This is a genomic window from Xanthobacter luteus (assembly GCF_040049235.1).
Taxonomy (GTDB): Bacteria; Pseudomonadota; Alphaproteobacteria; order Rhizobiales; family Xanthobacteraceae; genus Xanthobacter.
This window is the reverse complement of sequence record NZ_JBDZDO010000005.1, coordinates 36,270-61,487: the sequence shown is the minus strand read 5'-3', so window position 1 is coordinate 61,487 and position 25,218 is coordinate 36,270. Positions and strand designations below refer to the sequence as shown.

23 protein-coding genes are annotated in these 25,218 nt (G+C 72.3%); 13 read left to right on the top strand and 10 right to left on the bottom strand.

Annotated elements, in window-relative coordinates; all coding sequences use genetic code 11:
- The first annotated feature begins 100 nt into the window (after nt 1-100).
- The gene (locus ABLE88_RS15650; RefSeq protein ID WP_348832627.1) at nt 101-916 is read left to right on the top strand and encodes a DUF1194 domain-containing protein; all 816 of its coding nucleotides are present in this window, start codon (nt 101-103) and stop codon (nt 914-916) included.
- A gap of 198 nt (nt 917-1,114) precedes the next feature.
- Here ABLE88_RS15650 and fni read toward each other — a convergent pair whose 3' ends face one another.
- Complete coding sequence (gene fni / locus ABLE88_RS15645; RefSeq protein ID WP_348832626.1) at nt 1,115-2,164, bottom strand: type 2 isopentenyl-diphosphate Delta-isomerase; 1,050 nt, start codon at nt 2,162-2,164, stop codon at nt 1,115-1,117.
- A 403-nt stretch (nt 2,165-2,567) separates the two neighbouring features.
- On the opposite strand from fni, the gene ABLE88_RS15640 reads away from it, so the two are divergent.
- The 4 genes from ABLE88_RS15640 to ABLE88_RS15625 all read left to right on the top strand — a co-directional run bounded on the left by ABLE88_RS15640 (nt 2,568) and on the right by ABLE88_RS15625 (nt 6,397).
- Nucleotides 2,568-3,545 carry a polyprenyl synthetase family protein gene (locus ABLE88_RS15640; RefSeq protein ID WP_348832625.1) on the top strand — a complete coding sequence of 326 codons (978 nt, stop codon included), beginning with the start codon at nt 2,568-2,570 and terminating at the stop codon, nt 3,543-3,545.
- The gene (locus tag ABLE88_RS15635; RefSeq protein ID WP_348832624.1) at nt 3,542-4,510 is read left to right on the top strand and encodes an ABC transporter ATP-binding protein; all 969 of its coding nucleotides are present in this window, start codon (nt 3,542-3,544) and stop codon (nt 4,508-4,510) included. The genes ABLE88_RS15640 and ABLE88_RS15635 overlap by 4 nt, the downstream gene beginning before the upstream one ends.
- Nucleotides 4,511-4,514: 4 nt before the next feature.
- The gene (locus tag ABLE88_RS15630; RefSeq protein ID WP_348832623.1) at nt 4,515-5,705 is read left to right on the top strand and encodes an ABC transporter permease; all 1,191 of its coding nucleotides are present in this window, start codon (nt 4,515-4,517) and stop codon (nt 5,703-5,705) included.
- Nucleotides 5,706-5,887: 182 nt separating this feature from the next.
- Complete coding sequence (locus ABLE88_RS15625; protein ID WP_348832622.1) at nt 5,888-6,397, top strand: sterol desaturase family protein; 510 nt, start codon at nt 5,888-5,890, stop codon at nt 6,395-6,397.
- Between the two features lie 3 nt (nt 6,398-6,400).
- On the opposite strand, the gene ABLE88_RS15620 is transcribed toward ABLE88_RS15625, so the two are convergent.
- Genes ABLE88_RS15620 through crtY form a run of 4 tightly spaced genes read right to left on the bottom strand, consistent with a single transcriptional unit; the run spans nt 6,401 to nt 11,254 of the window.
- The gene (locus ABLE88_RS15620) at nt 6,401-7,654 is read right to left on the bottom strand and encodes a glycosyltransferase (RefSeq protein ID WP_348832621.1); all 1,254 of its coding nucleotides are present in this window, start codon (nt 7,652-7,654) and stop codon (nt 6,401-6,403) included.
- Nucleotides 7,651-8,586: a phytoene/squalene synthase family protein gene (locus tag ABLE88_RS15615; protein ID WP_348832620.1), complete on the bottom strand. Its 936-nt coding sequence runs from the start codon at nt 8,584-8,586 to the stop codon at nt 7,651-7,653. The genes ABLE88_RS15620 and ABLE88_RS15615 overlap by 4 nt, the downstream gene beginning before the upstream one ends.
- Entirely contained in the window at nt 8,583-10,100 is a 1,518-nt protein-coding gene (locus ABLE88_RS15610) for a phytoene desaturase (RefSeq protein ID WP_348832619.1), read from the bottom strand. Before ABLE88_RS15610 ends, ABLE88_RS15615 begins: the two co-directional genes overlap by 4 nt.
- On the bottom strand, nt 10,097-11,254 hold the full coding sequence (gene crtY / locus ABLE88_RS15605) for a lycopene beta-cyclase CrtY (RefSeq protein WP_348832618.1): 1,158 nt from the start codon (nt 11,252-11,254) through the stop codon (nt 10,097-10,099). Before crtY ends, ABLE88_RS15610 begins: the two co-directional genes overlap by 4 nt.
- A 207-nt stretch (nt 11,255-11,461) precedes the next feature.
- Between crtY and uxuA the strand changes: the two genes are divergently transcribed.
- The 6 genes from uxuA to ABLE88_RS15575 all read left to right on the top strand — a co-directional run bounded on the left by uxuA (nt 11,462) and on the right by ABLE88_RS15575 (nt 19,038).
- Nucleotides 11,462-12,682 (top strand): mannonate dehydratase, encoded by a 1,221-nt coding sequence (gene uxuA / locus ABLE88_RS15600; RefSeq protein ID WP_348832617.1) that lies wholly within the window; start codon nt 11,462-11,464, stop codon nt 12,680-12,682.
- 74 nt (nt 12,683-12,756) lie between these two features.
- Entirely contained in the window at nt 12,757-13,575 is an 819-nt protein-coding gene (locus tag ABLE88_RS15595) for a sulfite exporter TauE/SafE family protein (protein ID WP_348832616.1), read from the top strand.
- A 100-nt stretch (nt 13,576-13,675) separates the two neighbouring features.
- Complete coding sequence (pepN, locus tag ABLE88_RS15590; RefSeq protein ID WP_348832615.1) at nt 13,676-16,306, top strand: aminopeptidase N; 2,631 nt, start codon at nt 13,676-13,678, stop codon at nt 16,304-16,306.
- Nucleotides 16,307-16,567: 261 nt separating this feature from the next.
- Entirely contained in the window at nt 16,568-17,482 is a 915-nt protein-coding gene (locus ABLE88_RS15585) for an AAA family ATPase (RefSeq protein WP_348832614.1), read from the top strand.
- 130 nt (nt 17,483-17,612) lie between these two features.
- A complete protein-coding gene (locus ABLE88_RS15580) occupies nt 17,613-18,791 on the top strand; it encodes a vWA domain-containing protein (RefSeq protein ID WP_348832613.1) in 1,179 nt (392 codons plus the stop codon).
- A 52-nt stretch (nt 18,792-18,843) separates the two neighbouring features.
- Nucleotides 18,844-19,038 carry a hypothetical protein gene (locus ABLE88_RS15575; protein ID WP_348832612.1) on the top strand — a complete coding sequence of 65 codons (195 nt, stop codon included), beginning with the start codon at nt 18,844-18,846 and terminating at the stop codon, nt 19,036-19,038.
- Nucleotides 19,039-19,056: 18 nt separating this feature from the next.
- On the opposite strand, the gene panC is transcribed toward ABLE88_RS15575, so the two are convergent.
- Nucleotides 19,057-19,905, bottom strand: coding sequence for a pantoate--beta-alanine ligase (panC, locus tag ABLE88_RS15570; protein WP_348832611.1), 849 nt, complete (start codon nt 19,903-19,905; stop codon nt 19,057-19,059).
- A 185-nt stretch (nt 19,906-20,090) separates the two neighbouring features.
- Here panC and ABLE88_RS15565 point away from each other — a divergent pair, with 185 nt between their 5' ends.
- A complete protein-coding gene (locus ABLE88_RS15565) occupies nt 20,091-21,098 on the top strand; it encodes a P1 family peptidase (protein ID WP_348832610.1) in 1,008 nt (335 codons plus the stop codon).
- 32 nt (nt 21,099-21,130) lie between these two features.
- On the top strand, nt 21,131-21,667 hold the full coding sequence (locus ABLE88_RS15560; protein WP_348832609.1) for a hypothetical protein: 537 nt from the start codon (nt 21,131-21,133) through the stop codon (nt 21,665-21,667).
- A 68-nt stretch (nt 21,668-21,735) separates the two neighbouring features.
- On the opposite strand, the gene ABLE88_RS15555 is transcribed toward ABLE88_RS15560, so the two are convergent.
- The 4 genes from ABLE88_RS15555 to ABLE88_RS15540 are packed head-to-tail and all read right to left on the bottom strand — an operon-like array spanning nt 21,736 to nt 25,113.
- A complete protein-coding gene (locus tag ABLE88_RS15555) occupies nt 21,736-22,980 on the bottom strand; it encodes an NAD(P)/FAD-dependent oxidoreductase (RefSeq protein WP_348832608.1) in 1,245 nt (414 codons plus the stop codon).
- Nucleotides 22,981-23,035: 55 nt separating this feature from the next.
- Nucleotides 23,036-23,782 (bottom strand): SURF1 family protein, encoded by a 747-nt coding sequence (locus ABLE88_RS15550; protein ID WP_348832607.1) that lies wholly within the window; start codon nt 23,780-23,782, stop codon nt 23,036-23,038.
- Nucleotides 23,783-23,834: 52 nt separating this feature from the next.
- Nucleotides 23,835-24,227, bottom strand: coding sequence for a DUF983 domain-containing protein (locus ABLE88_RS15545; protein WP_348832606.1), 393 nt, complete (start codon nt 24,225-24,227; stop codon nt 23,835-23,837).
- A gap of 52 nt (nt 24,228-24,279) precedes the next feature.
- Entirely contained in the window at nt 24,280-25,113 is an 834-nt protein-coding gene (locus tag ABLE88_RS15540) for a cytochrome c oxidase subunit 3 (protein ID WP_348832605.1), read from the bottom strand.
- Between the last annotated feature and the right edge of the window lie 105 nt (nt 25,114-25,218).

Here is a 25,218-nt window from a genome sequence, read left to right as displayed (position 1 = left end):
GAGAGAAAATAGGCGGCTAATCGCTTTCTCCCCCCTGAGCTTGGTGAGAGCATTCTCGCGACGCGATGTCGCGCCTTTCCCGATCGGAAGGGAGAAAGGAATGTCTCAGGTCAAGATTTGGTTGGGCGCCCTCCTGGCGGGAGCCATGCTCCACGGCCCGGCGGGCGCCGCGTCACCCAAGGACGAACCCGTCGACGTCGAGCTCGTGCTCGCGGTGGACGTGTCCTATTCCATGGACGTGGAAGAGCAGACGCTGCAGCGCGAAGGCTACGCCAGCGCCCTCACCTCGCGCGAGTTCCTCGACGCCCTCCGGCAGGGGCTCAACGGCCGCGTCGCCATCGCCTATGTGGAATGGGCCGGCGACAACGAGCAGCAGGTGGTGATCAACTGGCGCGTCGTCGACGGCCCCGAGACCGCCCAGGCCTATGCCGATGCCATCCGCGCGGCGCCGCTGCGCCGGGTCTACCGCACCTCGATCTCCAGCGCGCTGCTGTTCAGCGCCGATCAGTTCGACCTCAACGGCTATTCCGGGGTCCGGCGGGTGATCGACGTGTCGGGAGACGGCGTGAACAACCAGGGTCCGCCGGTCCAGATCGCCCGCGACGCGGTGCTGCAGCGCGGCATCATCATCAACGGCCTGCCCTTGCTGCTGAAGCGCTCGGCCTCCTCGGCCATCGACGTGCCGGAGCTCGATGTCTATTACGAGGACTGCGTCATCGGCGGGCCGGGCGCGTTCGTGATCCCGGTGCAGAAGCGCGAGGAGTTCGCGCGCGCCATCAAGACCAAGCTGGTGCTGGAGGTGGCGGGCATCAAGGTGCCGGACGCGGCCAGCCCGATCCGGCGCGTGGCCCAGAGCGCGCCGCGCATCTCCTGCACCATCGGCGAGAAGATCTGGCTCGAGCACTGGAGCAACTGAACCGCGCCGCCCCCTCTCCTGGCGGGGAGAGGGCGGGCGAAGGGGCGCGGCGCGCGTCCAGGGCGCGCCGGCGCGGCGCCAGGCCGGGGAATGAGGGCGGGGAGCCAAGCCAGCCCCTCAGCCGCACCAGGTCAGCCCCACGGGCGCCCAAGGGCGCCGCGAGAGCGCCCCGAGAGCGCCCGAGGGGCGCCGCCCGCCTCAGGGCTCCGCCCGCTCGAGCGGAACCTTCTTCAAGGCCGCGAGGTCGCGCGCGCCGGTGGCGAAGCAGGCCACCGCCAATTGGCGGATGACGATGGTGAAGTGGTCCACCACCGCCTCGGTGGACGTCAGGGCCGCCTCCAGCGTGCCCGCCGCCTGGGCCGCGAGGTCCGCGCCGAGGCGGATGGCCTTGGCCATGTCCACCCCGTGGCGCACCCCGCCGGAGGCGATGAGCGGGATCTGCGGGCACGCCCCGCGCACCGCGGCGAGGGAGGCGACGGTGGGAATGCCCCAATCCGCGAAGGCGGCGGCGACGGCTTTCGCCGCGCCGATGCCGCGCTCGCCCTCCACCAGCGCCCAATTGGTGCCGCCCGCCCCCGCCACGTCCAGCGCCGCGACACCCGCGCCCTGGAGCGCGCGCGCGACGTCGGCGGACAGGCCGAAGCCCACCTCCTTGGCGATGATGGGCACCTCCAGCGCGCGCGCCAGCGCGGCGATGGCCGCGAGCGCGCCGCGCCAATCCCGGTCGCCCTCGGGCTGGATCGCCTCCTGGAGCGCATTGAGGTGCAGGATCAGCCCGTCGGCGCCGATCATGTCGACCGCGCGGCGCGCCTCGTCCACGCCGTAGCCCTTCACGAACTGGGCGACGCCGAGATTGGCGTAGAGCGCCGCATCGGGCGCGCGCCGCCGCAGCTCGCGGGTCAGCCCCGCCGCGCCCTGCCGCTCGATGGCGATGCGCTGCGAGCCGACGCCCAGCGCCAGGCCCAGTTCCTGCGCCGCCTCGGCGAGGTGGGCGTTGATTCGCTCGGACTGCGCCGGCCCTCCGGTCATGGACGAGATCAGCACCGGCGCCTTCAGCCGGCGGCCGAGAAAGGTGGTGGACAGGTCCACCGCATCGAACGAGATCTCGGGCAGCGCGCAATGGACGAGGCGCACCGCGTCGAACCCGGCCGAAACGCGCGAGCGGGCGCGCGCGCCGTCGAGCACGATGTCGATATGGTCCTGCTTGCGCTTCTGCGCGTCGGTGCCGTCATCCTCCCGGCCGCTCATGGGCGCCCGCTTGCCTGCGGGAGCGGACCGCGCGTGCGCCTGGAACGAAGATGCATGAACGCGACTCCGAGGGGATTGGGAGGTATCCCGGCGCAACGCCGGGGGGAGCTGGGGCGGCATGTGCCCGGAAGGCCACGCTGTCCCGCCAGCGTGCGCCCGCCTCTGGAGCCGGTTCCGCCCCCTCCCTTGAATCGCCTGACGATCCGTTTGGAGGCGGAAAATCCATTTCCTTTCAATTTGCTACGGTGCAATTGACCGGCCTGGCGGCCGCATGGGCTCCGCCCGGCCGATCGGATCGCGCTCTAGCGTCAATGTCTAGGGGGTGATCTAAAGTCGTTCAAGATAACGTATTGTCGGAGCGGATTCCTGACTTCGGCCGGGCGCCAAAGAGGGGCGAGCGTTCATGAGCCATAATGGAAGCCGGGATGTGCGGCCCGCAATCCCGGTGGAGGAGACGCCGGCCTCGGACGAGGTGGCGAGCATCGTACTGCGCTCGCGGGATCTGTCCTATCTGCGCGCCGTGATCGAGCGGCGCCTGGGACTGCTGGTGCCCACCGGGGCGACCCATCCCGCCGTCCTGCATGCCGCCATGCGTCACATCCTGCTGGCGCCGGGCAAGCGGCTGCGCCCGCTGCTCGCCATCGCCGGGGTGCTCCAGCTCGACGGCTCCGAGCACCAGGTGCTCGACTTCGGCTGCGCGCTGGAGATGGTGCACGCCTCCTCCCTGATCATGGACGATCTGCCCTGCATGGACGACGCGGCGGTACGTCGCTCCCAGCCCACGACCCACGTGCAGTACGGCGAGGACGTGGCCATGCTCGCCGCCGTGGCGCTGCTCTCGCGCGCCTTCGGGGTGGCGGGCGGGGCGCCGGGCGTGTCCGACCGGGTGCGGCTCGACGCGGTGGCGATCCTGTCGCTGGCGGTGGGCTCGCTCGGCTTGTGCGGCGGCCAGTTCGACGACCTCCATCCGACCCCCGGCCGCACCGTCGCCGCCACCGAGGACGTGAACCGCCGCAAGACCGGCGTGCTGTTCACCGCCGCCGCGGAGATCGCCGGCCACGTCGCCGCGGCCGACGAGACGCGCTTTGCGCACCTGCGCGCCTTCGCCGCCCATGTGGGGCGCGCCTATCAGATCCTCGACGACATCCTCGACGCCTCCGCCTCCGCCGCGGCGCTGGGCAAGGACGTGGGCAAGGACGCCCACAAGGTCACCGTCATCGCCTCGCTCGGCGCGCCCCGGGCGCGCAAGATGCTGGCCGAGCACTTGGCGGGCGCGCTGCAAGCCTCTAAAGACCTCGGACCCAACCGAGAGGGCCAGGAGCCTTTGCGCGATTTCATGGATGCCGCATTCGGCGAACTGATGGGGCCGCTGGCGCCGTGAGCGCCACGCCCCAGGACGATGCCCGCCGAACCGACCGTGCCGACGCCCCGCCGCTCCTGATGGAGGGCCTCAGCGCGGGCTTCGGCGCGCGCATGGTGCTGTCCGGCGTCAGCCTGCGGCTCGATCCGGGCGCCGTCACCGTGCTGCTCGGCCCCAACGGCGCCGGCAAGACCACGCTGCTGCGCGCCGCCTGCGGGCGCCTCGCGGCGCGCGCCGGCAGCGTGCGCATCTGCGGCATCGCCGCGGAGGACGCCGCCGCCCGGCGGCTGATCGGCCTCGCGCCGCAGGAGATCGCGCTCTACCGCCCGCTCACCATCCGCGAGAATCTGGAGATCTTCGCCCGGCTCGCCGGCGTGCCCTGGCGCGCGCTCTCGGCCCGGGTGGCGGAGGTGATGGACCGCGCCGGCGTCGCCGAGCGGGCCGGCGAGCGGGTCGAGCGGCTGTCCGGCGGCTGGCAGCGGCGCGCCAACGTCGCCGCCGCGCTGGTGGGCGCGCCGCGCCTGTTGGTGCTGGACGAGCCCACGGTGGGCATCGACGCCAAGGCGCGCGACGATCTCGCGGCGATCGTCCTGCGGCTCGCCGCCGACGGGCTCGCCATCCTCCTCGTCACCCACGATTTCGCCTTCGCCGAGCGGGTGGCGGACAAGGTGGCGGTGCTCAAGGCCGGCCGCATCGTCCTCGAAGGCGCGCTGGCGGACCTGGTGGCGGCGCGCTTCAAGGGCCGGCGCATGGCCGAGGTGACGTTCGACGCGGTCCCCGACGCCGCGCGCACCACCGCGCTCGCCAGCCTCGGCCTCGCGCGCGGCGAGGAGCCGGCGCTGTTCGCCGGCCTGATCGCCGACGATCCGCACGCGGTCGCCGCCCTCATCGCCGCGCTGGAGGCGATGGGCGCGGCGCCCCGCACCCTTTCCCTCAAGGCGGCCGGGCTCGACGCGCTCTACGCCCACGCCATGCGCGGGGACTGACGCCATGATGCTCGCCATCATGCGCGCCCAGGCGCTCACCACCCTGCGCGACCGCGGCGCGCTGGTGATGACCTTCGTGCTGCCGCCGCTCTTGTTCCTGCTGTTCGCCGCGATCTTCGCCGGCGCCGGCGGCGACACGGCGCGGGTCACGGTGGCGGCGGCGCGCAGCACCGACGCGCCGGCCGCCGAGGCGCTGCTCGCCGCCCTCGCCGAGGCGCCGGACCTCGAGGTGACGCGGGTTGCCGAGGCGGACGTGGCGCGCCGCGTCGCCGACGGGGCGGCGGACGTCGGCCTCGTCGTGCGCGGCGATCCGGCCGCCGCCACCGACAAGCCGCCGCTGCTGGTGCTCGGCGATCCCGGCCGGGCGGTGGCGGGCTCGCTGCTGCTGGCGCGGCTGCACGAGGTGCTGGGCCACGTTCTGCCCGGCATCGCCATGCGGCGGGTGGCGGAGCAGATCCAGGTGCTGGTGGGACCGTTCACCCCCGACCAGAAGGACCGCCTGGAGCAGTCCATCGCCAAGGCCAAGGAGCTGGTCGCGGACGGCGCCGCCGATCTGGTCGAGCGCCGGCCGGTGGCGCGCCTCACCGACGCACCCACCACGGCCTATTATGCCGGCGCCATCGCCATGCTGTTCCTGCTGTTCTCGGCCGTGCTGGGCGCCGCGAGCCTGGTGGACGAGCGCCGCTCCGGCGTGTTCGACCGGGTGGTGATGGCGCGCGGCGGGCTGGTCGCGCTGGTGAGCGGCAAGATGGCCTTCCTGATCGTCCAGGGCCTCGCGCTCTCGGCGGCGCTGCTGGCGGTGGCGCAGATCGCCTACGGCGTGCCGGCGCTCGCCCATGCGGCGACGCTCGCCGTGGTCTCGCTCGCCGCCGCGGCGTCGGCCGCCGGCATCGCGCTGCCCATCGCCGCGGCATCGCGCACGCGCCACCAGGCGCAGACCTTGTCCACCTTCGCCGTGCTGCTGCTGTCCGCCGTGGGGGGCAGCATGGTGCCGCGCTTCCTCATGCCGCACTGGCTGCAGCAGGCGGGCAGCCTCACGCCCACCGCCTGGGGGATCGAGGCGTTCCAAGGTGCGCTCTGGCGCGGCGAAACGCTGCTCCAGCTTTTGCCTTCGCTCGCCGCGCTCCTTATATTCGCAGGCGCGGGATGGGTGTTGGCGGTGATCCTGGTGCACCGGTCGGTGCGGCTCGGGTGAGGCCCGGCGCGCGCGTTGATCTGGAGCAGGGCGGCGTTTTCGTGTGGGGCTAGACTGCGTCCCGGCGCCCCGGTGCAGGGATCGCCGCCGGACGGCGTGATGCCGGGCAGCGTGACTCCGGGGGCTCCGACGGGAAGCGAGAGGCCGGCCGATGCAGGCCGGCGAACCAAGGCCGAGAGACCATGACCATTCTCCTCAGCGTCCTCATCGTCGTCGCGACCGTCGCGGCCATGGAGGGCGTCGCCTGGGCGGCGCATAAATACATCATGCACGGCTTCGGCTGGGGCTGGCACAAGTCGCACCACGAGCCGCGCGAGGGCGCGTTCGAGCGCAACGACCTCTATGCGGTGCTGTTCGCGGTGCTCGCCATCATCCTGATCTATGTCGGCCGCAATGACGGCGGCCCGCTGCTGTGGATGGGCGTGGGAATGACGGTCTACGGCTTCCTGTACTTCTTCGTCCATGACGGGCTGACGCACCAGAGGTGGCCGTTCCGCTACGTGCCGCGCCAGGGCTACCTGAAGCGCCTCGTCCAGGCGCACCGGCTGCACCATGCGGTGGAGGGCAAGGAGGGCTGCGTCTCGTTCGGCTTCCTCTACGCCCCCTCGGTGCCGGCGCTGAAGCAGAAGCTCAAGACGCTGCACGGCGGCAGCCTGAAGGCGTCCGACAGCAATTCCGAAGCGGCCGAATAGGCGTCAGCGACCGCCGACAGCCCCCTCGATCAGGTCCGCCGCCCGCTCCACCCCGCCGCCGTCCACCAGCGCCGCCGAAACGCGCCGCGCCGCCGCAGTGAAGCCCGGTTCGCCGAGCACCGCGCCGAGCGCCGCCCTCAGGCGGCGCCGGCTGAGCCTGCCCGCCGGCACCACCTGCGCCACCCCGTGATAAGCGAGCCGCGCCGCAGTGGCCGGCTGCTCGAAGGCGATGGGCACCGCCACCAGCGGCACGCCGGCCGCCATGGCGTCCAGCACCGTGTTCATGCCGCAATGGAGCACCGCCGCCTTGCAGCGCGCCAGCACCTCCTGCTGGGGCACGAAGGCGCGCACCTCGCACAGCGCCTCGAGCCGCGCCACCTCGCGCGGCACCAGCAGCCCGCCATGGGCGATCAGCAGCCGCGCGCCGAGATCGCGCGCGCCTTCCGCCACCTTCAGGAAGATGTCCGCCCGCGCGCCCTGGAGCGTGCCGAGCGAGCAGAACACCAGCGGGCGGCCATCGTCCGGGGCGAGGTCGAGCGGCGCCGCCGGCACCGGGCTCGCCCCGTCGCGCCACGGGCTGCCATAGTGGAACGTCGCCGGCAGCTCGGCCCTGGGAAAGTCCAGCGCCCGCGGCACCTGCGAGACCGTGAGGAGCGGCGAGAAGCCCTGGTCGGCGAACGGATCGAGGCCGAACGCCGCGCCGTGGCGCATCAGCACCTTGCGCATGGGGCTCATGAGCAGATCGGTGACCCAATAGCCGCCCTTGTTCATCACGAGGCCCTTCTCGCTCACGTCGTAGGGCCAGGGCACGAAGGGCGGCGGCACACTCGGCTCGCGGTTCAGCGGCAGCGCGGTGGCGGTGGAGAGGAAGGGGAGGCCGAGCGCGCGCGCCACGAGGCCGCCGGCGGCCTCGGTCTGGTCGGCGATCATCGCCTCGGCGCCGATCGCGCGCAAAGCGGCCGGCAAATCGCGGCACAGCATGTCGGTCTGCGCGGCGGTGGCGCGCAGCGTCCCCAGAAGGCCGATGAGCCCCGTGGGCTTGGCGAGGCGATCCACATAGGCCTTGAGCGCGCCGGCGGGATAGGTGCCCTGCCCCACCGCGTGGAAGTCCGCCCCCTTGCCCGCCACCAGCCGCCCCGCGTCCGCCATGTGCAGGAAGGTGACGCGGTGGCCGCGCCGGCCCAGCGCGCGCGCCAGCACCAGCAGCGGGTTGTAATGGCCCGGCAGCGGCGGGGCGACGACGGCGAAATGGGTCACGAGGGCCGCGTCCACAGATGGGCGGGCCGCGCGGGCGCCGGCCCGGCGAAGCGCGAGGCGACCGCCGCGGCGACGCCGCCGGCGAGCAGGCGCAGCTTCTCGGCCTTGGAGGTGGAGGCGCGCGCGTCCCAGGCCCTGGGGCCGGTGGCGCGCACCTTGGTGCCGATGGCGCGGTAGACCGCGCGGGCGGTGGCGATGGCTGAGGCCGAGCGCAAAGGCAGGGCGCGGATGCCGATCAGCGCCTGGTCGTAATAGGGCTCCGCCCCGTCCAGCAGCCGCGCCACCACGGCCGCCACTTTCTCGCGGTTCTCGGGCGCGGCGACGGCGCCCTCGGGCACGCCCGCCTCGGCCAGAAAGTCCGCCGGCAGGTAGACCCTGCCGATGCCGGCATCCTCGATCACGTCGCGCGAGATGTTGGTGAGCTGGAAGGCGAGGCCGAGGTCGCTCGCCCGGTCGAGCACCACGTCGTCGCGCGCGCCCATGATGAGCGCCATCATCACGCCGACCACGCCGGCCACGTGGTAGCAATAGGTCAGCGTGTCATCGAGGCTCTGATAGCGGCGCGCCTCCACGTCCATGCGGAAGCCCTCCAGCAGCTGGAGGGGGTAGCGCTCGGGGATGTCGTTGCGCGCGACCACCTGCGCGAAGGCGGCGAAGGCCGGATGCGACGAGGGCGCGCCGCGATAGGCGCGCAGCGTGTCCTCATAGAGCCGGTCGAGCCGCTCGGCCGGGGTGCCCGGCGCTTCGACGCGGCCCATGCCCAGCTCCTGCCCGTCCACCACGTCGTCGCAGTGCCGGCACCAGGCGTAGAGCATCACCGCATCCGCCCGCGTGCGGGCGTCGAACAGGCGCGCGGCGGCGGCGAAACTCTTCGAGCCCTGGGCGATGGACTGTTCGCTGGCGGCAAGCACCGTCCCGCTGGGATCGCTCACGCCGGCGCCCCCGCAAAGTCGGCGACGATCAGCGAGGCGGTGGCCTTGGCCGAGCCCACCACGCCCGGCACCCCCGCCCCCGGATGGGTGCCGGCGCCGGTGATGTAGAGGTTGGCGATCTTGTCGTCGCGGTTGTGCGGCCGGAACCAGGCCGATTGGGTGAGGATCGGCTCCACCGAGAAGGCCGAGCCCAGATGGGCGTTGAGCTCGTCGCGGAAGCCGAACGGGGTGAGGATGCGGCTCGTCACCAAGGCGTCGGAGAGGCCCGGCAGCAGGCGCCGCTCGAGGGACGCGAGGATGCGGTCCCGGTAGCGCGGGCCTTCCGCCTCCCAGTCGATGTCCGCCTTGCCCAGATGCGGCACCGGGGAGAGCACGTAGAAGGCGGTGCATCCCTCGGGCGCCAGCGACGGGTCGGTGACGGTGGGGGCGTGGAGATAGAGCGAGAAGTCGTCCGGCAGGTGCGGCCCGCTGAAGATCTCGTTGACGAGGCCCTTGTAGCGCGGGCCGAACAGCACCGTGTGGTGCTGGAGATGGTCCCAGGTGCGATTGGCGCCGAAATAGGTGACGAACAGCGACATGGAATGGCGCTTGGCCGCCAGGCTCTTGCCGTAGGCGCGCCCGCGCGCGCTGCCGCGCATCAGGCTCCGGTAGGTGTGGACCACATCGGCATTGGAGGCGACGAGGTCGAAGGGCAGCGTCTCGCCATCCTTCAGGCGGACGCCGGTGGCGCGCGCCCCCTCGATGACGATCTCGTCCACCGGGGTGGAGAGCCGTATCGTGCCGCCGATGTCCTCGAACAGGCGCACCATGGCGCGCACCAGCGCGCCGGTGCCGCCGCGCGGGAAGAACACGCCCCATTTGCGCTCCAGCGCATGGATGAGCGCGTAGATGGACGAGGTGGCGAAGGGATTGCCCCCCACCAGCAGCGAATGGAACGAGAAGGCCTCGCGCAGATGCTCGTTCTCGATGAATGTCGAGACCATGGAATAGACCGAGCGCCAGGCCTGGAGCTTCATCAGGTTCGGGCCGGCCTTGATCATGTCCGAGACATGCAGGAATGGCACTGCGCCGAGCTTGATGTAGCCCTCCTCGAACACCTGCTTCGAATATGCCAGGAAGCGGCGATAGCCCTCCACGTCCTGCGCTGAGAAGGCGGCGATCTGGGCGTCGAGCGCCGGCTGGTCGTTGACATAGTCGAACCGCGCGCCGTCCTCCCACAGCAGCCGGTAGAAGGGCGCGACCGGGATCAGCTCCACATAGTCCTTAAGCCGGCGGCCGGCCGCCTGGAACACCTCTTCGAGGCAGGTGGGATCGGTGATGACGGTGGGCCCGCCGTCGAAGGTGAAGCCGTCCTGCTCATAGACGTAGGCGCGCCCGCCCGGCTTGTCGCGCTTCTCGAACAAAGTGGTCGAGAAGCCGGCGGCCTGGAGCCGGATGGCGAGCGCGAGCCCGCCGAAGCCGGAGCCGATGACGGCGGCGCGTCGCGCGGGGGAGCGGGAGGGATCGGGCATCATGGGGGACTTAAGGAACCTCTGGTCTCGGTGAGGCAGCGCACGGCGCGCCAGATGGGTACGGGCGGGCGGCCCGAAAGGATGCGTGCCTGGTCCGCCAAAGTGAGGCGGCCGGCATAGAAGCGGGCGATGAGGCCGGGCGAAAGCCGGTAGAAGCGCTGGAGGATGCGGTAGCGCTGCGCCGGCTCGGCGGCGCGGAACAGCATGCGGTTGAGCAGCCGGAAGAAGCCGCGGCGCTCCCAGCGGGCGAGCGCGAAGGCCCGCGCCGCCGCCGCGAGCGCCGGGCCCGACAGATCGGGCAGCGCCGAGAGGTGGTCGGCGAGCGCCGCCGCATCGGGCAGCGAATAGCCGGTGGTGGGATGGAACAGGCCGGCCCGCAGCCCGGAGCGGGCGACGCCCTGCGGCCCCGCGTCGAGGCAGGCGGAAAGATCGCCGCCGAGCGCGATGGGCAGCACCCCCTCCTCCTCGCGCACCACCGTGCCGCGCCAGCCCATGCCGGCGGCGAAGGCGGTGACGCGGGCGCGCACCGCCTCCGCCGGCAGGTCCGGGCCGTCGGCGTAATAGGTATCCTCCACCAGCAGCGTGGTGGCGTCGAGCGGCAGCACATAGACGAAGCGGTAGCCGTCGATCTGCGCCACCCGCGCATCCATGATGATCGGCCGCGTCAGGCGGTGGGGGTGCGGCAGGCGGATTTCCTGGCCGAGGAATTTCTGGAACGCGAGGTCGAGATGCGGGCTCGGCTGCGCCCCCCGCCCGTCGATCACGGCGCGGGCGGGAAGGCGGGTGCCGTCCGCCAGGACCACGTGGTCGGCGGCCACGGCGGACACCGTCGCCCCGGTGCGGATGCGGTCGGGAAAACGGTCTTTCAATACCGCCGCGAGGCGCTCGGAGGCGATCGAGGCATAGGTGCCGTCGAGGGTGCGCGAGAAGTTCGGGAAATGCACGTCATACCCGCGCCAGGAGGCGGCGAGGAAGGGCGAGAGGAACGAGACGTTGCCGCGGTCGATGTCGCTGTCGTGGAACGACCAGGTGTGGTTGCCGCCGAGCGCCGCCCCGGCCTCCAGGATCAGGAAGCGCGCCTCCGGCCGCCGCTCGAAAAGCCGCGCTGCGATCAGGCAGTTGGCCAGGCCCCCGCCCACCAGAAGGATGTCGTCCATCACCCGCCGATCCCAAGGCCCGCCGGCCAGCCCCCTCGGAGCACGCCTGAGCCCAATAGCCGGTTCGGCCCCGCGGTGCCACTGGCCAAACGGCTGCAGGCGAAGGGTTTTGACACGCCGCTTAGGCTGCCATACCAGTGTCGGCAGCCGCCGCGACGCCGTCGCGGGCGCGCGGTGCGGCGGAAGAATGCGTGCGGGGGCAAGGGGATGCGGCAGACCTGGCGGTGGTTCGGACCGAACGACGTGGTGCCGCTCTCCTCCGTCCGCCAGGCCGGCGCCGAGGGCGTCGTGACCGCCCTCCACCACATCCCCACTGGCGCCCCCTGGTCCCGCGCCGAGATCGCCCGCCGCAAGCGCGAGGTCGCCGTCCACCCAGGCGGGCAGCCCACCGGCCTTGCCTGGGAGGTGGTGGAGAGCCTGCCGGTCTCCGAGGACATCAAGCGCCAGACCGGCGATTTCCGCGGCCACCTCGCCAGCTACAAGGCCTCGCTCGAAGCCCTTGCGGCCGAAGGGCTTTCCACCGTCTGCTACAATTTCATGCCGGTGCTGGACTGGACCCGCACCGACCTTGCTTATCCTGTCGACCATGGCGGGCGGGCGATGCGCTTCGACCTCGCCGACTTTGCCGCCTTCGACCTGTTCATCCTCGAGCGCCCCGGCGCGGGGGAGGATTTCGGCGACGCCCTGAAGGACGAGGCCGCCCGGCGCTTCGCCGCCATGGACGATCAGGCCAAGGCCGCGCTGGCGCGCAATCTCACCGCCGGCCTGCCGGGCGCGGCGGATGGCTGGACGCTGGACGGCCTCAGGGCCCAGATCGCGCTCTATGACGGCATCTCGGAAGATCGCCTGCGCGCCCATCTGGTGGACTTCCTCGCCGAGGTGGTGCCGACGGCGGAAAAGCTCGGCATCCGCCTGTGCTGCCATCCGGACGACCCGCCCTTCCCCTTGCTCGGCCTGCCGCGCATCGTCTCGACCGAAGCCGACTACCGCGTCTTCCTCGACGCCGTGCCGAGCCGCGCCAACGGCGTCACCCTGTGCTCCGGCTCGCTCGGCGTCAGGGCCGACAACGACCTGCCCGGCATGGCGGCCCGGCTCGGCCCGCGCATCCATTTCGTGCACCTGCGCAACGTGCGGCGCGAGGCGCTCCAGGACGGGATCCGCAGTTCCTTCCACGAGGATGAGCACCTGAAGGGCGCCACCGACATGGTCGCCACCATCGCCGCGCTGCTGAAGGAGGAGGCGCGCCGCCGCGCCGAGGGGCGGGCCGATGCGCAGATCCCGTTCCGGCCGGACCACGGGCAGGACATCCTCGACGACATCAGCCGCGGCGGCCAGCCGGGCTATCCCGCCATCGGCCGGCTGAAGGGCCTCGCCGAGCTGCGCGGCATCCTGACGGCGCTCCAGCACGAAGGCGTGCGCTACGGCTGAGCCGCCTTTCGCCGCCTTCCGCATTCCGCGCGCGGCTGCGCAATGCGATGCTTGCGCAGCCGGGGGGATTCGCCATGACCATCGAGCCGACCGTCGCGCCGACGCGCACCCGCCTTGTGGTCGGCTTCCTGGCGGGGCTCGCCATTGGCGGCCTCGGCGGCCTCATCGGCCTCGGCGGCGCGGAAATCCGCCTGCCGGTGCTCATCGGCCTCGGCTTCGACGCCTTGCCCGCGGTCATCCTCAACAAGGCGACGAGCCTCGTGGTGGTGGTGTGCGCCCTGCCGTTCCGCGCCGCCGCGGTGCCCTTCTCCACCGTCGCGAGCCACTGGACCATCCTCCTGACCGTGCTCACGGGAAGCCTCGCCGGGGCCTATGTGGGCACCCGGCTCGCCACGCGCTTCGCCTCGCGCACGCTGTTCCGCGTCATCTGCCTGCTCATGATCTTCACCGCCGGCATGCTGCTGCTCGGCGACGAGATGGCCCCGCACCACGCCCTCCTCACCCAACCCTGGCGCGGCATGGCGGGGGTGGCGGCCGGGTTCGCCATCGGCACCGTGGTGTCCATGATGGGGGTGGCCGGCGGCGAACTCCTGGTGCCGACGCTGGTGCTGCTGTTCGGCATCGACATCAAGACCGCCGGCAGCCTTTCGCTGGTCATCGCGCTGCCCACCATCCTGGTGGGCTTTGCGCGCATCGGCCGCGACCAGAGCCTCGCCGTGCTCATGGCCCAGAAGACCTTCCTGCTCGCCCTGACGGGAGGCTCCATGCTGGGCAGCGCCATCGGCGGCCTGATGCTGGGGGTGGTGCCGGCCGCGGTGATCCTGCCGCTGCTCGCGGCCATGCTGGTGCTGGCGGCGCTGAAGATCTGGCACCATTCCACCCGCCTGCCTTGAGGCGGCTTTCTTCCGCCGGGGTCGCGCTCTACTCTTGCCGTCGACGCCGGCGCACGGCGAAGACCTGCCCGCGCCGAAGACCATTCCAGGAGCCTCCTCGATGCGAGATGCCGAGCCCCGTGCCGTCCGCCTTGCCGACTACCGTCCCCCGGAGTGGCTGGTGGACAAGGTGGACCTCGACTTCGCCCTCCACCCCACCCAGACTCGCGTGACCGCCAAGCTCGCCTTGCGCCGCAACCCCAAGGGCTCGGCGGGCGCGCCGGTGATCCTCGAGGGCGACGGGCTGACGCTGGTGCGCCTCGCCCTCGACGGCGTCCCGCTCGCCGGCACGAGCTTCGAGGCGAGCCCCGAGCGGCTCACTTTGCGCCATCCGCCGGCCGACGCGTTCACGCTGGAGATCGAGACCCTGGTGGACCCCACCGCCAACACCCAGCTGATGGGCCTCTACCGCACCTCGAACAATTACTGCACCCAGTGCGAGCCCGAGGGCTTCCGCCGCATCACCTATTTCCCCGACCGGCCGGACGTGCTCGCGGTCTACACCACGCGCATCGAGGCGGAAAAGGACGAGGCGCCAATCCTGCTCGGCAACGGCAACCTTGTCGCGTCCGGTCCGGTGCTTGGCACCTCGCGCCATTTTGCCGTTTGGCACGACCCCTGGCCGAAGCCCTCCTATCTGTTCGCGCTGGTGGGCGGCAGGCTCGCCAAGGTCGCCGACAGCTTCACCACCGCCTCGGGGCGGCCGGTGGAGCTCGGCATCTATGTGGAGGAAGGCAAGGAGGTGCGCGCCGGCTACGCCATGGACGCGCTGAAGCGCTCCATGCGCTGGGATGAGACGGCGTTCGGCCGCGAATACGACCTCGACGTGTTCAACATCGTCGCCGTGTCCGACTTCAACATGGGGGCGATGGAGAACAAGGGCCTCAACGTCTTCAACGACAAATACGTGCTCGCCTCGCCGCAGACCGCCACCGATGCGGATTATTCGGGCATCGAGGGGGTGATTGCCCACGAATACTTCCACAACTGGACCGGCAATCGCATCACCTGCCGCGACTGGTTCCAATTGTGCCTGAAGGAGGGGCTGACCGTCTTCCGCGACCAGGAATTCTCGTCCGACCAGCGTTCCCGGCCGGTCAAGCGCATCGCCGACGTGCGGATGCTCAAGGCGGCCCAGTTCACCGAGGATTCAGGCCCCCTCGCCCACCCGGTCAGGCCGGAAACCTATCGCGAGATCAATAACTTCTACACGGCAACCGTGTACGAAAAGGGCTCCGAGGTGGTGCGCATGCTAAAGACCCTCCTGGGCGCGGAGGGCTTCCGCAAGGGCATGGACCTCTATTTCGAGCGCCATGACGGGGACGCCGCCACGATCGAGGACTTTCTCGCTGCCTTCGCCGACGCCACCGGGCGCGATCTCACCCAGTTCGCGCTGTGGTATTCCCAGTCGGGCACGCCGACGCTGGAGGTGAAGGGCGCCTTCGACGCGGCCGCCGGCACCTATCGCCTCGACGTGAAGCAGTCCGTGCCGCCGACGCCGAGGCAGCCGGAAAAGAAGCCCATGGTGATCCCGCTCGCCCTCGGCCTCGTCGGGCCGGACGGGGCGGACATGCCCCTGACCCTCGGCAACGTGCCGGTGGAGCGCGGGGTGGTGGAGGTCACCGAACGGGAGCAGAGCTTCCTCTTCACCGGCCTCGACGCCAAGCCGGTGCCCTCGCTCAACCGCGGCTTCTCGGCGCCGGTGAACCTGAAGAGCGACCTGACCCCGCAGGACCGGGTGTTCCTCGCCGCCCATGACGGCGACCCCTTCAACCGCTTCGACGCGCTCCAGGGCCTCGCGCTCGGCCTGCTGACCAAGGCGGCGCGCGGCGGCGCGGGGCAGGACGAGGGCGCGCTCCTCGACGCGGCGCGCCGGCTGCTGCTCGACCCGGCGCTCGATCCCGCCTTCAAGGCGCAGGCGCTGGCGCTGCCCGGCGAAAGCGAGATCGCCCGCGAGCTTGGCACCGACGTCGATCCCGATGCGGTGTTCGCCGCCCGCAAGGGGCTGCGCCTCCGGCTCGGCGCGGCGCTCGCCGGGCCGCTGGAGGAGACCTATGGGGCGCTGGGCACGGAGGCCCCCTTCGCGCCGGACGCCGCCGCCGCAGGCCGGCGCGCGCTGCGCAACCTGTGCCTCGATTATCTCGCGGTCGCCGGCACCGACCCGGGCATCGCCCGCGCCGGCGCCCAGTTCGCGGCGGCCGACAACATGACCGACCGCATGGCCGCGCTCGCCGTCCTCGCCCAGCACGACCGGCCCGAGCGGGCGGCGGCGCTGGCGGCCTTCTTCGCGCGCTTCGAGAGCGACGCGTTGGTGATCGACAAGTGGTTCACGCTGCAGGCGCAGATCCCCGAGGCGGCCACCCTCGACCGGGTGCGCGCGTTGATGCTCCACCCCGCTTTCTCCATGGGCAATCCGAACCGGGTGCGCGCGCTGGTGGGCGCGTTCGCGGCCGGCAATCCCACCCAGTTCAACCGGGCGGACGGGGCCGGCCACGCCTTCCTCGCCGACGTGGTGCTGAGCCTCGACGCCAAGAATCCGCAGGTGGCCTCGCGCCTGCTCTCGGCATTCAAGACCTGGCGCCAGCTGGAGCCGGGACGCCGGGGACACGCGGAAGCCGCGCTGCGGCGGGTCGCCGACACGCCCGGCCTGTCGCCGGACGTGGCCGACATCGCCACCCGCAGCCTCGCCTGAGGCGGCTCGCGGCGGAGAAAAAAGCCCCCCCCCGCTTCAGCGGAAAACCCCTCCCCCAGTGGGGAGGGGCGGGGGTGGGGGTCTCCCCGCCCTTGGGACGTCTCGCGCCCGGCCCCGCCGCGATCGGCGCCGCGACCGCTGCGCCACCCCCTCCCCCTCACCCTCCCCCACAACGGGGAGCGGAGCCGCCGCGCCAAGGGGGAAAACAAGCCGGCGGCCGAAGCCTTTCCCATCGCTGGCCCGTGGCTCTAGATTGGTGCCATGAGCACGCCTTTGCCCGCCTCCATCGACGCCGCCGCCGCTTTGCTGCTGGAGGCCGGCTACGTGGCCGACCGGGCGCTCGCGACCGTGGTGTTCCTCGCTTTGCGCATGGGCCGGCCGCTGCTCCTGGAGGGCGAGGCCGGGGTCGGCAAGACCGAGGTGGCGAAGGCGCTGGCCGCGGCGCTCGGCCGGCGGCTGATCCGGCTGCAATGCTACGAGGGCCTCGACCTCTCCGCCGCCGTCTATGACTGGAACTATGCCGGCCAGATGATCGCCATCCGCCTCGCCGAGGCGGCGGGCGAGCGCGACAAGGACGCCATCGCCGCGGACGTGTTCTCGCAGCGTTTTCTGCTGCGCCGCCCCCTGCTCGACGCGCTGGAGCCCCACGCCGAGGGACCGCCGGTGCTGCTGGTGGACGAGCTCGACCGCACCGACGAGGCGTTCGAGGCGTTCCTGCTGGAGGTGCTGTCCGACTTCCAGGTAACCATCCCCGAGCTCGGCACCGTGAAGGCCGCGACCCCGCCCATCGTCATCCTCACCTCCAACCGCACGCGCGAGATCCACGACGCGCTGAAGCGGCGCTGCCTCTACCACTGGGTGGACTATCCCGAGGCGGCGCGCGAGCTCGCCATCCTGCGGGCGCGCCTGCCCGGCGTTCCGGCGCGGCTGTCGGCGCAGGTGGTGGGCTTCGTCGAGGCGTTGCGGCGCGAGGACCTGTTCAAGGCCCCGGGGGTCGCCGAGACGCTCGACTGGGCCTCGGCCCTGGTGGAGCTGGACGCGGTGGCGCTCGATCCCGGCACGGTCGGCGACACGCTGGGCGTGCTGCTCAAATACCAGGACGACATCGCCAAGACCTCCGCCCCGGTGATCGAGCGCCTGATCGCCGAGGCGCGCACGCGAGCCGAGGCGCTGTGAGGGAGGCCCGCTCCAGGGAAAATCCTTCCCCCGCGCGCGCAAAAGGAACCGCCCGGCGGCGCCGGGAGAACCCCTCCCCCCTGTGGGGAGGGATAGACGCGCCCGCTCCGGCACCGGCGGCGGCAGCCCCATGAGCGGCCGCCTTCCCGACAACATCGCCTTCTTCGGCCGCGCGCTGCGGGCGGCGGGGATGAATGTGGGGCCCGGACGGGTGGTGGACGCCGTCAAGGCGGTGGAGGTCGCCGGCATCGGCACCCGCGAGGACCTCTACTGGACGCTCCACGCGCTGTTCGTCTCGCGCCACGAGGACAGCCCGGTGTTCGACCAGGCGTTCCGCCTGTTCTGGAAGAAGCGCGGCCATCAGGAGCGCCTGATCGCCATGCTCTCGCCGGTCGCCGTGCCCGAGCGGCCGCAGACGCGCGAGCGCGTGATGCGGCGGGTGGAGGAGGCCATGTTCTCCGGCGTCGGCGCCGCGCGGCGGCGGGAGGCGCCGCCGCCGATCGAGGTGGCGGCGCGGCTGATCGCCTCGAGCGAGGACGTGCTGCGCACCCGGGACTTCGCGCAGATGTCCGCCGCCGAGCTCGCCGAGGCGCGCCGCCGCATCGCCGCGCTCAAGATGCCCGACGACCGCGCCCGCACCCGCCGGCTCGCGGCCGACCCGCGCGGGCGGCGCGTGGACCTGCGCGCCTCGCTGCGCGCCGGGCTCGCCACCGGCGGCGATCTCGTGCCGCTGAAGCGCCGGGGGCCGGCCGAGAAGCCGCCGCCGGTGGTGGCGCTGGTCGACATCTCCGGCTCCATGGCGGACTATTCGCGGCCGATCCTGCATTTCCTCCACGCGCTGGGGGCGCGGCGGAAGGTGGCCACCTTCCTGTTCGGCACCCGGCTCACCAACGTCACGCGCGCGCTCGCCCGCCGCGACCCCGACGCCGCCCTCGCCGCCGTTGCCGGCGCCGCCAAGGACTGGTCGGGCGGCACCCGCATCGCGCCCTCGCTCGCCACCTTCAACAAGGACTGGTCGCGCCGTGTGATGGCGCAGAACCCGGTGGTGCTGCTGTTCACCGACGGGCTGGAGCGCGACGTGGACGAGGCGCTCGCCGCCGAGATGGCGCGCCTGCGCCGCTCCTGCCGCCGGCTGGTCTGGCTGAACCCGCTGCTGAGCTACGAGGGCTTCGCGCCGCGCGCGCGCGGCATCGCCGCCATGCTGCCGCATGTGGACGAGCTGCGCCCGGTGCACGATTTGAAGAGCCTCGAGGACCTTGTGGCGGCGCTTTCGGCCGCGCCCGCGCGCCGCGCCCCGCGGGCGGCCTGAAACCCGGCGCGGCATGGGAGCGTTCCCCCTTCAGACCATGAAGGAGAAAGCCATGCGGGAAGCCGACGAGATCCGCGAGGAGCGGGAGTTCCACGCCCCCGAGACGCGCGGCGCCGGCGGCGAGCCGGTGGAACCCGCCGCCAAGGCGCGCCAGGGCATCGGCTCCGGGCGCATGCTCACGGTGCTCCTCACGGGCATCGCTTTGGTGACGGCGGCGTTCGTCGCGAGCTATCTGGGCGCGGTCTGACGCGCCACCCGACCCTGGTCAGACCGGGATGTTGTCGATCAGCCGGGTCGAGCCGAGCCAGGCGGCCGCCAGCAGCCGCACCGGCTCCCCCGGCCCGGCGAGCGCGGCGAGGGTGTCGGCGTTGCGCGCCGCCACATAATCCACCTTGAGCCCGGCTTCGGCGATGGCGTCGGCCGCCTGCGCCACCGCCGCTGCGGGATCGCCGCCGGCGCGGATGGCGGCGGCCGCCGCCGAAAGGGAGCGGTGGATCACCGGGGCGGTGGCCCGCTCGGCGGCCGACAGATAGGCGTTGCGGGAGGACAGAGCGAGCCCGTCCGCCTCCCGCACGGTCGCCATGCCGACCACCTGCACGCCGAGGTCGAGGTCGCGCGACAGGCGGGTGACCACCTTCAGCTGCTGGTAGTCCTTCTCGCCGAACAGGGCATAGTCCGGCATGCAATGGATGAACAGCTTGCCGACCACGGTCGCCACCCCGGCGAAGAAATGCGGCCGGAAATCGGTCTCCAGTCCCTCGGAGGGGCCGCCCACCACGATTCGCGTGGCAAAGCCCTCCGGATACATCTCCCCCGGCGCCGGGGCATAGACGAGGTCCGCCCCCACGTCGGCGAGCTTGTCGAGGTCGGCCTCGAAGGTGCGGGGATAGCGCGAGAAATCCTCCGTGGGTCCGAACTGGGTGGGATTGACGAAGATCGACACCACCGTCCGTCCGGCGATCTCCCGCGCCCGGCGCACCAGCGCCACATGACCGGCATGGAGCGCACCCATGGTAGGCACCAGCGCCACCTTCGCGCCTTCCCCCCGGAACGCGCGCACCGCAGCGCGCAGTTGCGACACCGTCTCCACCACATTCGGCCTCGTGCGCGCCATCTTGAGCCTCCCCGTACGCTGGCGGGTTGTCTTACTTGAAGTGGGCGGGCCTTTCACCGGGCAAATTCGGCGCGCCCGCCGGGGACTTCCGGGCCGTGCGGCACAGGCCCCGCTCCTCGCGCGCGCGCCCTCCCGCGTTTCCTCCCGCCTCGTCCCGCTCTATGTAGAGGGCGGAGGCCCAGGACGTGCGCAATCTCATCACAGACGTGGCCGGCATCCGCGTGGGCAACGCCACCGACCTCTCGGCCGGCACGGGCGTGAGCGTGGTGCTGTGCGAGGCACCGGCGGTGGCGGCGGTGGACGTGCGCGGCGGCGGGCCGGGCACGCGCGAGACCGATCTGCTTGATTCGTCCGCCACCGTGGACCGGGTGGACGCGATCACGCTCTCCGGCGGCTCGGCCTTCGGCCTCGACGCGGCGGGGGCGGTGGCGGCGCGCCTCGCGGCGCAGGGGCGCGGCTTTCCGGTGGGTCCGGTGCGGGTGCCGATCGTGCCCGGGGCGGTGCTGTTCGACCTGCTGGACGGCGGCGACAAGGCCTGGGGCGAGGAGCCGCCCTACCGGCGCCTCGGCCTTGAAGCGCTCGATGCCGCCGCATTGGACTTCGCCCTCGGCAGCGTCGGCGCCGGCACCGGCGCCACCACCGCCACCGTCAAAGGCGGGCTCGGCTCGGCCTCGGCGCGCACGCCCGCGGGGCACATGGTGGGCGCCGTGGTGGCGGTGAACGCGGTCGGCAGCCCGCTGGTCGGCGCCGGGCCGCATTTTCGCGCCGCGCCCTGGGAGCGCGACGGCGAGTTCGGCGGCCTCGGCCTGCCGGCCCGCTTTCCCGACGAGGCGGTGGCGCCGCCGCTGAAGTCGCGGGCGAGCCGCATGGCCACCACCATCGCCGTGGTCGCCACCGACGCGGTGCTCACCCCGATCCAGGCGCACCGCCTCGCGGTGATGGCGCAGGCCGGGCTTGCTCTGTCGCTGTTTCCCATCCACACGCCGCTCGACGGGGACTGCGTGTTCACCCTCGCCACCGGCCGCCGGCCGCTGGAGGCGCCGCTCGCCGATCTCGCCGTGCTCGGCGCGGTGGCGAGCCTGGTGCTCGCCCGCGCCGTGGCGCGCGGCGTTCATGCGGCGAACCGCCTGCCGTTTGCCGAGGCCCAGCTCGCCTGGCGCGACCTGTTCGACTCGCCCCTCGCTCGCGCCTGATCGCCGCCAATCCCTTCACCGGAGGCCGACCCATGAGCCCACCTGCGAGCCCGCCCGCGGGCCATTTGCCCCCCGCCGCCCCGCGCCAGTCTGCGCCCGAGCCGCGACAGAGGCGCCTCGGCGGTGCCCTCGCCGTGATCTTCTGGTGCGCCTGCGGCATCACCGCCGTGCCGCTGGCGCTGCTGTTCTCGGTGATCGCCAATGTCGGCGCCGAAGCCACCGTCTCGCTGCTGCTCGACGGGCTCCGCGGCCCGGGCCTCTCGGCCGAGCTGCTGCGCCTCGGCTTGATCCCGCAGGCGGTGCTGTTCGTGTGGGCCGCCGCCATGGTGCTGCTCACGGTGGCCCGCTCGCGCCACGCGCTCACCGTCGTGCCCTGGCTGATGGTGGCCTGGGTGGTGGTCTCCGCCTACGCCCAGTTCGCCATCCGCTCCGCGCTCCAGCAGGGCGCGGTCGACGTCATGGATTTTGCCGCGCTGTTCCCCAACCTGCTGCTCCAGGCCGCCACCGCGGCCGCGGTGTTCGGCTATTTCGCGGAAGGCACGCGGCCGAACGCCTATTACCAGCGCTGACCGGCTCGGCGGCCGGCGCCCATTGCCGCGAAAGGCGGGGGCCCGCGTGCCGGCCCCCCGGACCTCCGTCAGCGGAAGCGGGTGGGCGAGAACGGCGCGGGATCGGTGAAGGGGGTGGCGCCGGTCATCATTTCCGCCAGCAGGCGGCCGGTGACCGGACCTAGGGTCAGCCCCCAATGGCCGTGGCCGAAGGCGAGGTGCAGGCCGCCGATGCCCGGCGCCGGGCCGATCACCGGCTTGGAATCCGGGAAGGCCGGCCGCCGGCCGAGCCAGGGCTCGGTCTCGCGCACCGCGCCGAGCGGCAGCAGCTCGCGCGCACGGGGCACGTCGCGAGAGATCTGGACCGGGCTTGGGCGCGATTCCACCCCTGCGAACTCGACGCCGGTGGTCAGGCGGATGCCGTAGCGCGTGCTCTGCAGCGCATAGCCATACGCGACGTCCACCAGCGCCCGCCCGAGCGTCATGCCGCCCTCCGGCGCGAGATGGACGTGGTAGCCGCGCTTCGGGGCGAGCGGCAGCGGCAGGCCGAGCGGGCGCAGCACGTCGAGCGACCAGGGGCCGAGGCAGACCACCGCCTCGTCCGCGTCCACGGGACCGGCCGCGGTCTCCACCCGCCAGCCGCCGCCTTGGCGCCGGAGCGTGCGCGCATCGCCCTGGAGCAGCAGGCCGCCGCGCTGCTCCAGCAGCCCCGCATAGGCCTTCACGAGGCCGCCGGGATCGGAGCAATTGTCGCAATCGTGCCAATGGATGGCAGCCTCGAACACCGGGCGCAGGGCCGGCTCGAGGGTCGTGGCGGCCTCGGTGTCGAGCACGCTGTAGGCAACCCCGAGGGCATCGGCGAGGTCGCGCTCGGCCTTGGTCTTGGCGAATTGCCGGGCGGTGCGGTAGAGCTTCACCCAGCCGGTCGGGGTCAGCAGCCCCATGGCGCCGGCCGGGCCGGCGAGCGCGTGGTGCTCGGCCCGCGCCACGGCGAGCAGCGGGCGCAGGTCGCGCGCCGTCGCCTCCAGTCCCCGGGCGCCGGAAGCCCGGAAATACTGCAGCAGCCAGGGCGCGAGGCCCGGCAGCGGGGCAATCTGATAATTGCTCTCCGAGGAGAGCTTGAGCGCGTGCCGCAGCAGCACCGGAATGTCGCGCGGGAAGCCCACCGGCAGCAGCGCGCTGCCCTCGATGACGCCGGCATTGCCGAACGAGGTCCCCTCCCCCGGCGGGCCGCGGTCCAGCAGCGCCACCGCGCGCCCATGGGCCCTCAGATGCAGCGCCACGCTGACGCCGACCATGCCGGCGCCCAGAACCACCACGTCGGTCCGCGCCATGACACCCTCTCTTGCAGCGGTCCCTCATCCTGATGCAAGGACGGGGCCTTCGCACTCAGCCTTTCGGCGCGCGCCCGCCGCGCCGACGCGACCATGCCACGGCGGCCACCACCGCCGCCAGCGTGGCGGCGAGACCGTACCAGGTGAGCGCGTATTCCAAATGGCGGTTGGGCAGGTCCACCTTGGCGCCGGGGCTCGCCGGCAGCCCGCCCGGCGCCGCGCCCCGGTCGAGCTCCACATAAAAGGGGGGCGCGCCCGACAGGCCGCGCGCCGCGGCGATCGCCACCGGATCGCGGCGATAAAAGGCATCGCGCGCGGGATCGTTGGCGGGGACGAAGACGCTCGTCTCCTCGGGGAAGCGCAGGGTGCCCGTCACCGCCTGCGGGCCCGTCACCTGTCCCTCGGCGCGGCTCGCGGCGTCGCGCCGCGCCAGCGGCACGAAGCCGCGATTGACCAGCACCGGCGGGCCGTCCGGCCGGATCAACGGGGTGAAGACGAAATAGCCTGGGGCGCCCTTCAGCGCGCCGAGGTCTTCGCCGGCAACGCCGTAGACCAGCGCCTCCCGGGCATGGTCGTAGGTGCCGCGCATGGCCACGTGGCGGTATTCGTCGCGCGCGCGGTCGAGCCGCGGCCAGTCGGCGGCGGCCGGCAGCGGCGCCGCGGTCGCGGCGGCCCGCTGCGTGATGGTCGCGAGCAGGTCGCGCTTCCAGGCGCGCCGGTCGAGCTGCCAGGTGCCGAGGCCGACCAGCACCGCGAAGGCGGCGAGGGCGAGAAGGGAGGCGAGGAGGGGCGAGCGCCGCATGGCGGTCAGGGTCCCGGCCGCGGCCGGCGGCGGGATGCGCCGACCGGCGCCCTCAGGAGCCGGCTCCGCGATCGAGCCGGCCCTCGGCGGCCTTGTGGCGATACTGCACCGCCACCATGAGGGCCTTCAGGGGCCGCAGCAGGCCGAGGCTGACGACGAGGATGAGCGGCAGCCACAACAGCGCGTGCACCCAGAGCGGCGGCTCGTAGGCGACCTCCACCCAGAACGCCAGCGCCACCACCACGAAGCCGGCGATGAGGATGACGAACACCGCCGGCCCGTCCCCCGCATCGGCGAAGGCGTAATCGAGGCCGCAGACCTCGCACTTCGGCGCGAGGTCCAAGAAGCCCTTGAACAGCTTGCCCTTGCCGCAGCGCGGGCAGCGGCAACCAAGCCCGGCGGCGAGCGCGGAGACGGGGGCGCGATAGGGCTCCCCGGCGCTCACGGCCGCCTCCCGCCGCGCCCAGGCGCCCGGGCTCCCGTCGCCAGCGCGCCCATCAGTGGGTGGCCGTGCCGGCCGACGCCCACACATAGACGAAGGTGAACAGGAACAGCCACACCACGTCCACGAAGTGCCAGTACCAGGCGGCGGCCTCGAAGCCGAAGTGCTTCTTGGGCGTGAAGTCGCCCACATAAGCGCGCAGCAGGCACACGGCGAGGAAGATGGTGCCGACGATCACGTGGAAGCCGTGGAAGCCGGTCGCCATGAAGAAGGTGGCGCCGTAGATGTTGCCCGAGAAGCCGAAATGGGCGTGGGAATACTCGAACGCCTGGCACAGGGAGAAGATGAAGCCGAGGCCCACGGTGCACCACAGGCCGTACTTCAGGCCGTCCCGATCGCCATGGACGATGGCGTGGTGCGCCCAGGTCACGGTGGTGCCGGAGGTGAGCAGGATCAGGGTGTTGAGCAGCGGCAGGTGCCAGGGGTCGAAGGCCTCGATGCCCTTGGGCGGCCACTGGCCGCCGGTGAACTCCATGCGTTGGAAGTTGATCGCCTCGCCGGCGAACAAAGAGGCGTCGAAGAACGCCCAGAACCACGCGACGAAGAACATCACCTCCGAGGCGATGAACAAGATCACGCCGTAGCGCAGGCCGATGACCACCACGGGGGTATGGAAGCCGGCGCGGCTCTCGCGGATCACGTCCCGCCACCAGCCGAACATGGTGTAGAGGATGCCGAGGATGCCGGCGATCGAGATCAGGCTGGTGCCGCCATGCATCCAGACGACGGCGCCGGCGGTCGCGACGAGGGCGGAGACCGAGCCGATGATGGGCCACGGGCTCGGGTCCACCACATGGTAGTCATGCTGCTTGACGTGTGCCTCGGCCATGGCGGCCTCCCTTCCCCGATCTCAGCGGAACCCGCCTTCCGGCCCGGTCCCAGTTGACGCTGCCGCTCGCGCGGCGGATCTCTCTGTCGCCCTCTCACCCCACCG

Excerpts from the sequence above, each read along its gene's own strand:
- ABLE88_RS15650 (WP_348832627.1), top strand. The coding sequence starts at position 101 with ATGTCTCAGGTCAAGATTTGGTTGGGCGCCCTCCTGGCGGGAGCCATG.
- fni (WP_348832626.1), bottom strand. The coding sequence starts at position 2,164 with ATGAGCGGCCGGGAGGATGACGGCACCGACGCGCAGAAGCGCAAGCAG.
- ABLE88_RS15640 (WP_348832625.1), top strand. The coding sequence starts at position 2,568 with ATGAGCCATAATGGAAGCCGGGATGTGCGGCCCGCAATCCCGGTGGAG.
- ABLE88_RS15630 (WP_348832623.1), top strand. The coding sequence starts at position 4,515 with ATGATGCTCGCCATCATGCGCGCCCAGGCGCTCACCACCCTGCGCGAC.
- ABLE88_RS15625 (WP_348832622.1), top strand. The coding sequence starts at position 5,888 with ATGACCATTCTCCTCAGCGTCCTCATCGTCGTCGCGACCGTCGCGGCC.
- ABLE88_RS15610 (WP_348832619.1), bottom strand. The coding sequence starts at position 10,100 with ATGATGCCCGATCCCTCCCGCTCCCCCGCGCGACGCGCCGCCGTCATC.
- crtY (WP_348832618.1), bottom strand. The coding sequence starts at position 11,254 with ATGGACGACATCCTTCTGGTGGGCGGGGGCCTGGCCAACTGCCTGATC.
- uxuA (WP_348832617.1), top strand. The coding sequence starts at position 11,462 with ATGCGGCAGACCTGGCGGTGGTTCGGACCGAACGACGTGGTGCCGCTC.
- ABLE88_RS15595 (WP_348832616.1), top strand. The coding sequence starts at position 12,757 with ATGACCATCGAGCCGACCGTCGCGCCGACGCGCACCCGCCTTGTGGTC.
- pepN (WP_348832615.1), top strand. The coding sequence starts at position 13,676 with ATGCGAGATGCCGAGCCCCGTGCCGTCCGCCTTGCCGACTACCGTCCC.
- ABLE88_RS15585 (WP_348832614.1), top strand. The coding sequence starts at position 16,568 with ATGAGCACGCCTTTGCCCGCCTCCATCGACGCCGCCGCCGCTTTGCTG.
- ABLE88_RS15580 (WP_348832613.1), top strand. The coding sequence starts at position 17,613 with ATGAGCGGCCGCCTTCCCGACAACATCGCCTTCTTCGGCCGCGCGCTG.
- ABLE88_RS15575 (WP_348832612.1), top strand. The coding sequence starts at position 18,844 with ATGCGGGAAGCCGACGAGATCCGCGAGGAGCGGGAGTTCCACGCCCCC.
- panC (WP_348832611.1), bottom strand. The coding sequence starts at position 19,905 with ATGGCGCGCACGAGGCCGAATGTGGTGGAGACGGTGTCGCAACTGCGC.
- ABLE88_RS15560 (WP_348832609.1), top strand. The coding sequence starts at position 21,131 with ATGAGCCCACCTGCGAGCCCGCCCGCGGGCCATTTGCCCCCCGCCGCC.
- ABLE88_RS15555 (WP_348832608.1), bottom strand. The coding sequence starts at position 22,980 with ATGGCGCGGACCGACGTGGTGGTTCTGGGCGCCGGCATGGTCGGCGTC.
- ABLE88_RS15550 (WP_348832607.1), bottom strand. The coding sequence starts at position 23,782 with ATGCGGCGCTCGCCCCTCCTCGCCTCCCTTCTCGCCCTCGCCGCCTTC.
- ABLE88_RS15540 (WP_348832605.1), bottom strand. The coding sequence starts at position 25,113 with ATGGCCGAGGCACACGTCAAGCAGCATGACTACCATGTGGTGGACCCG.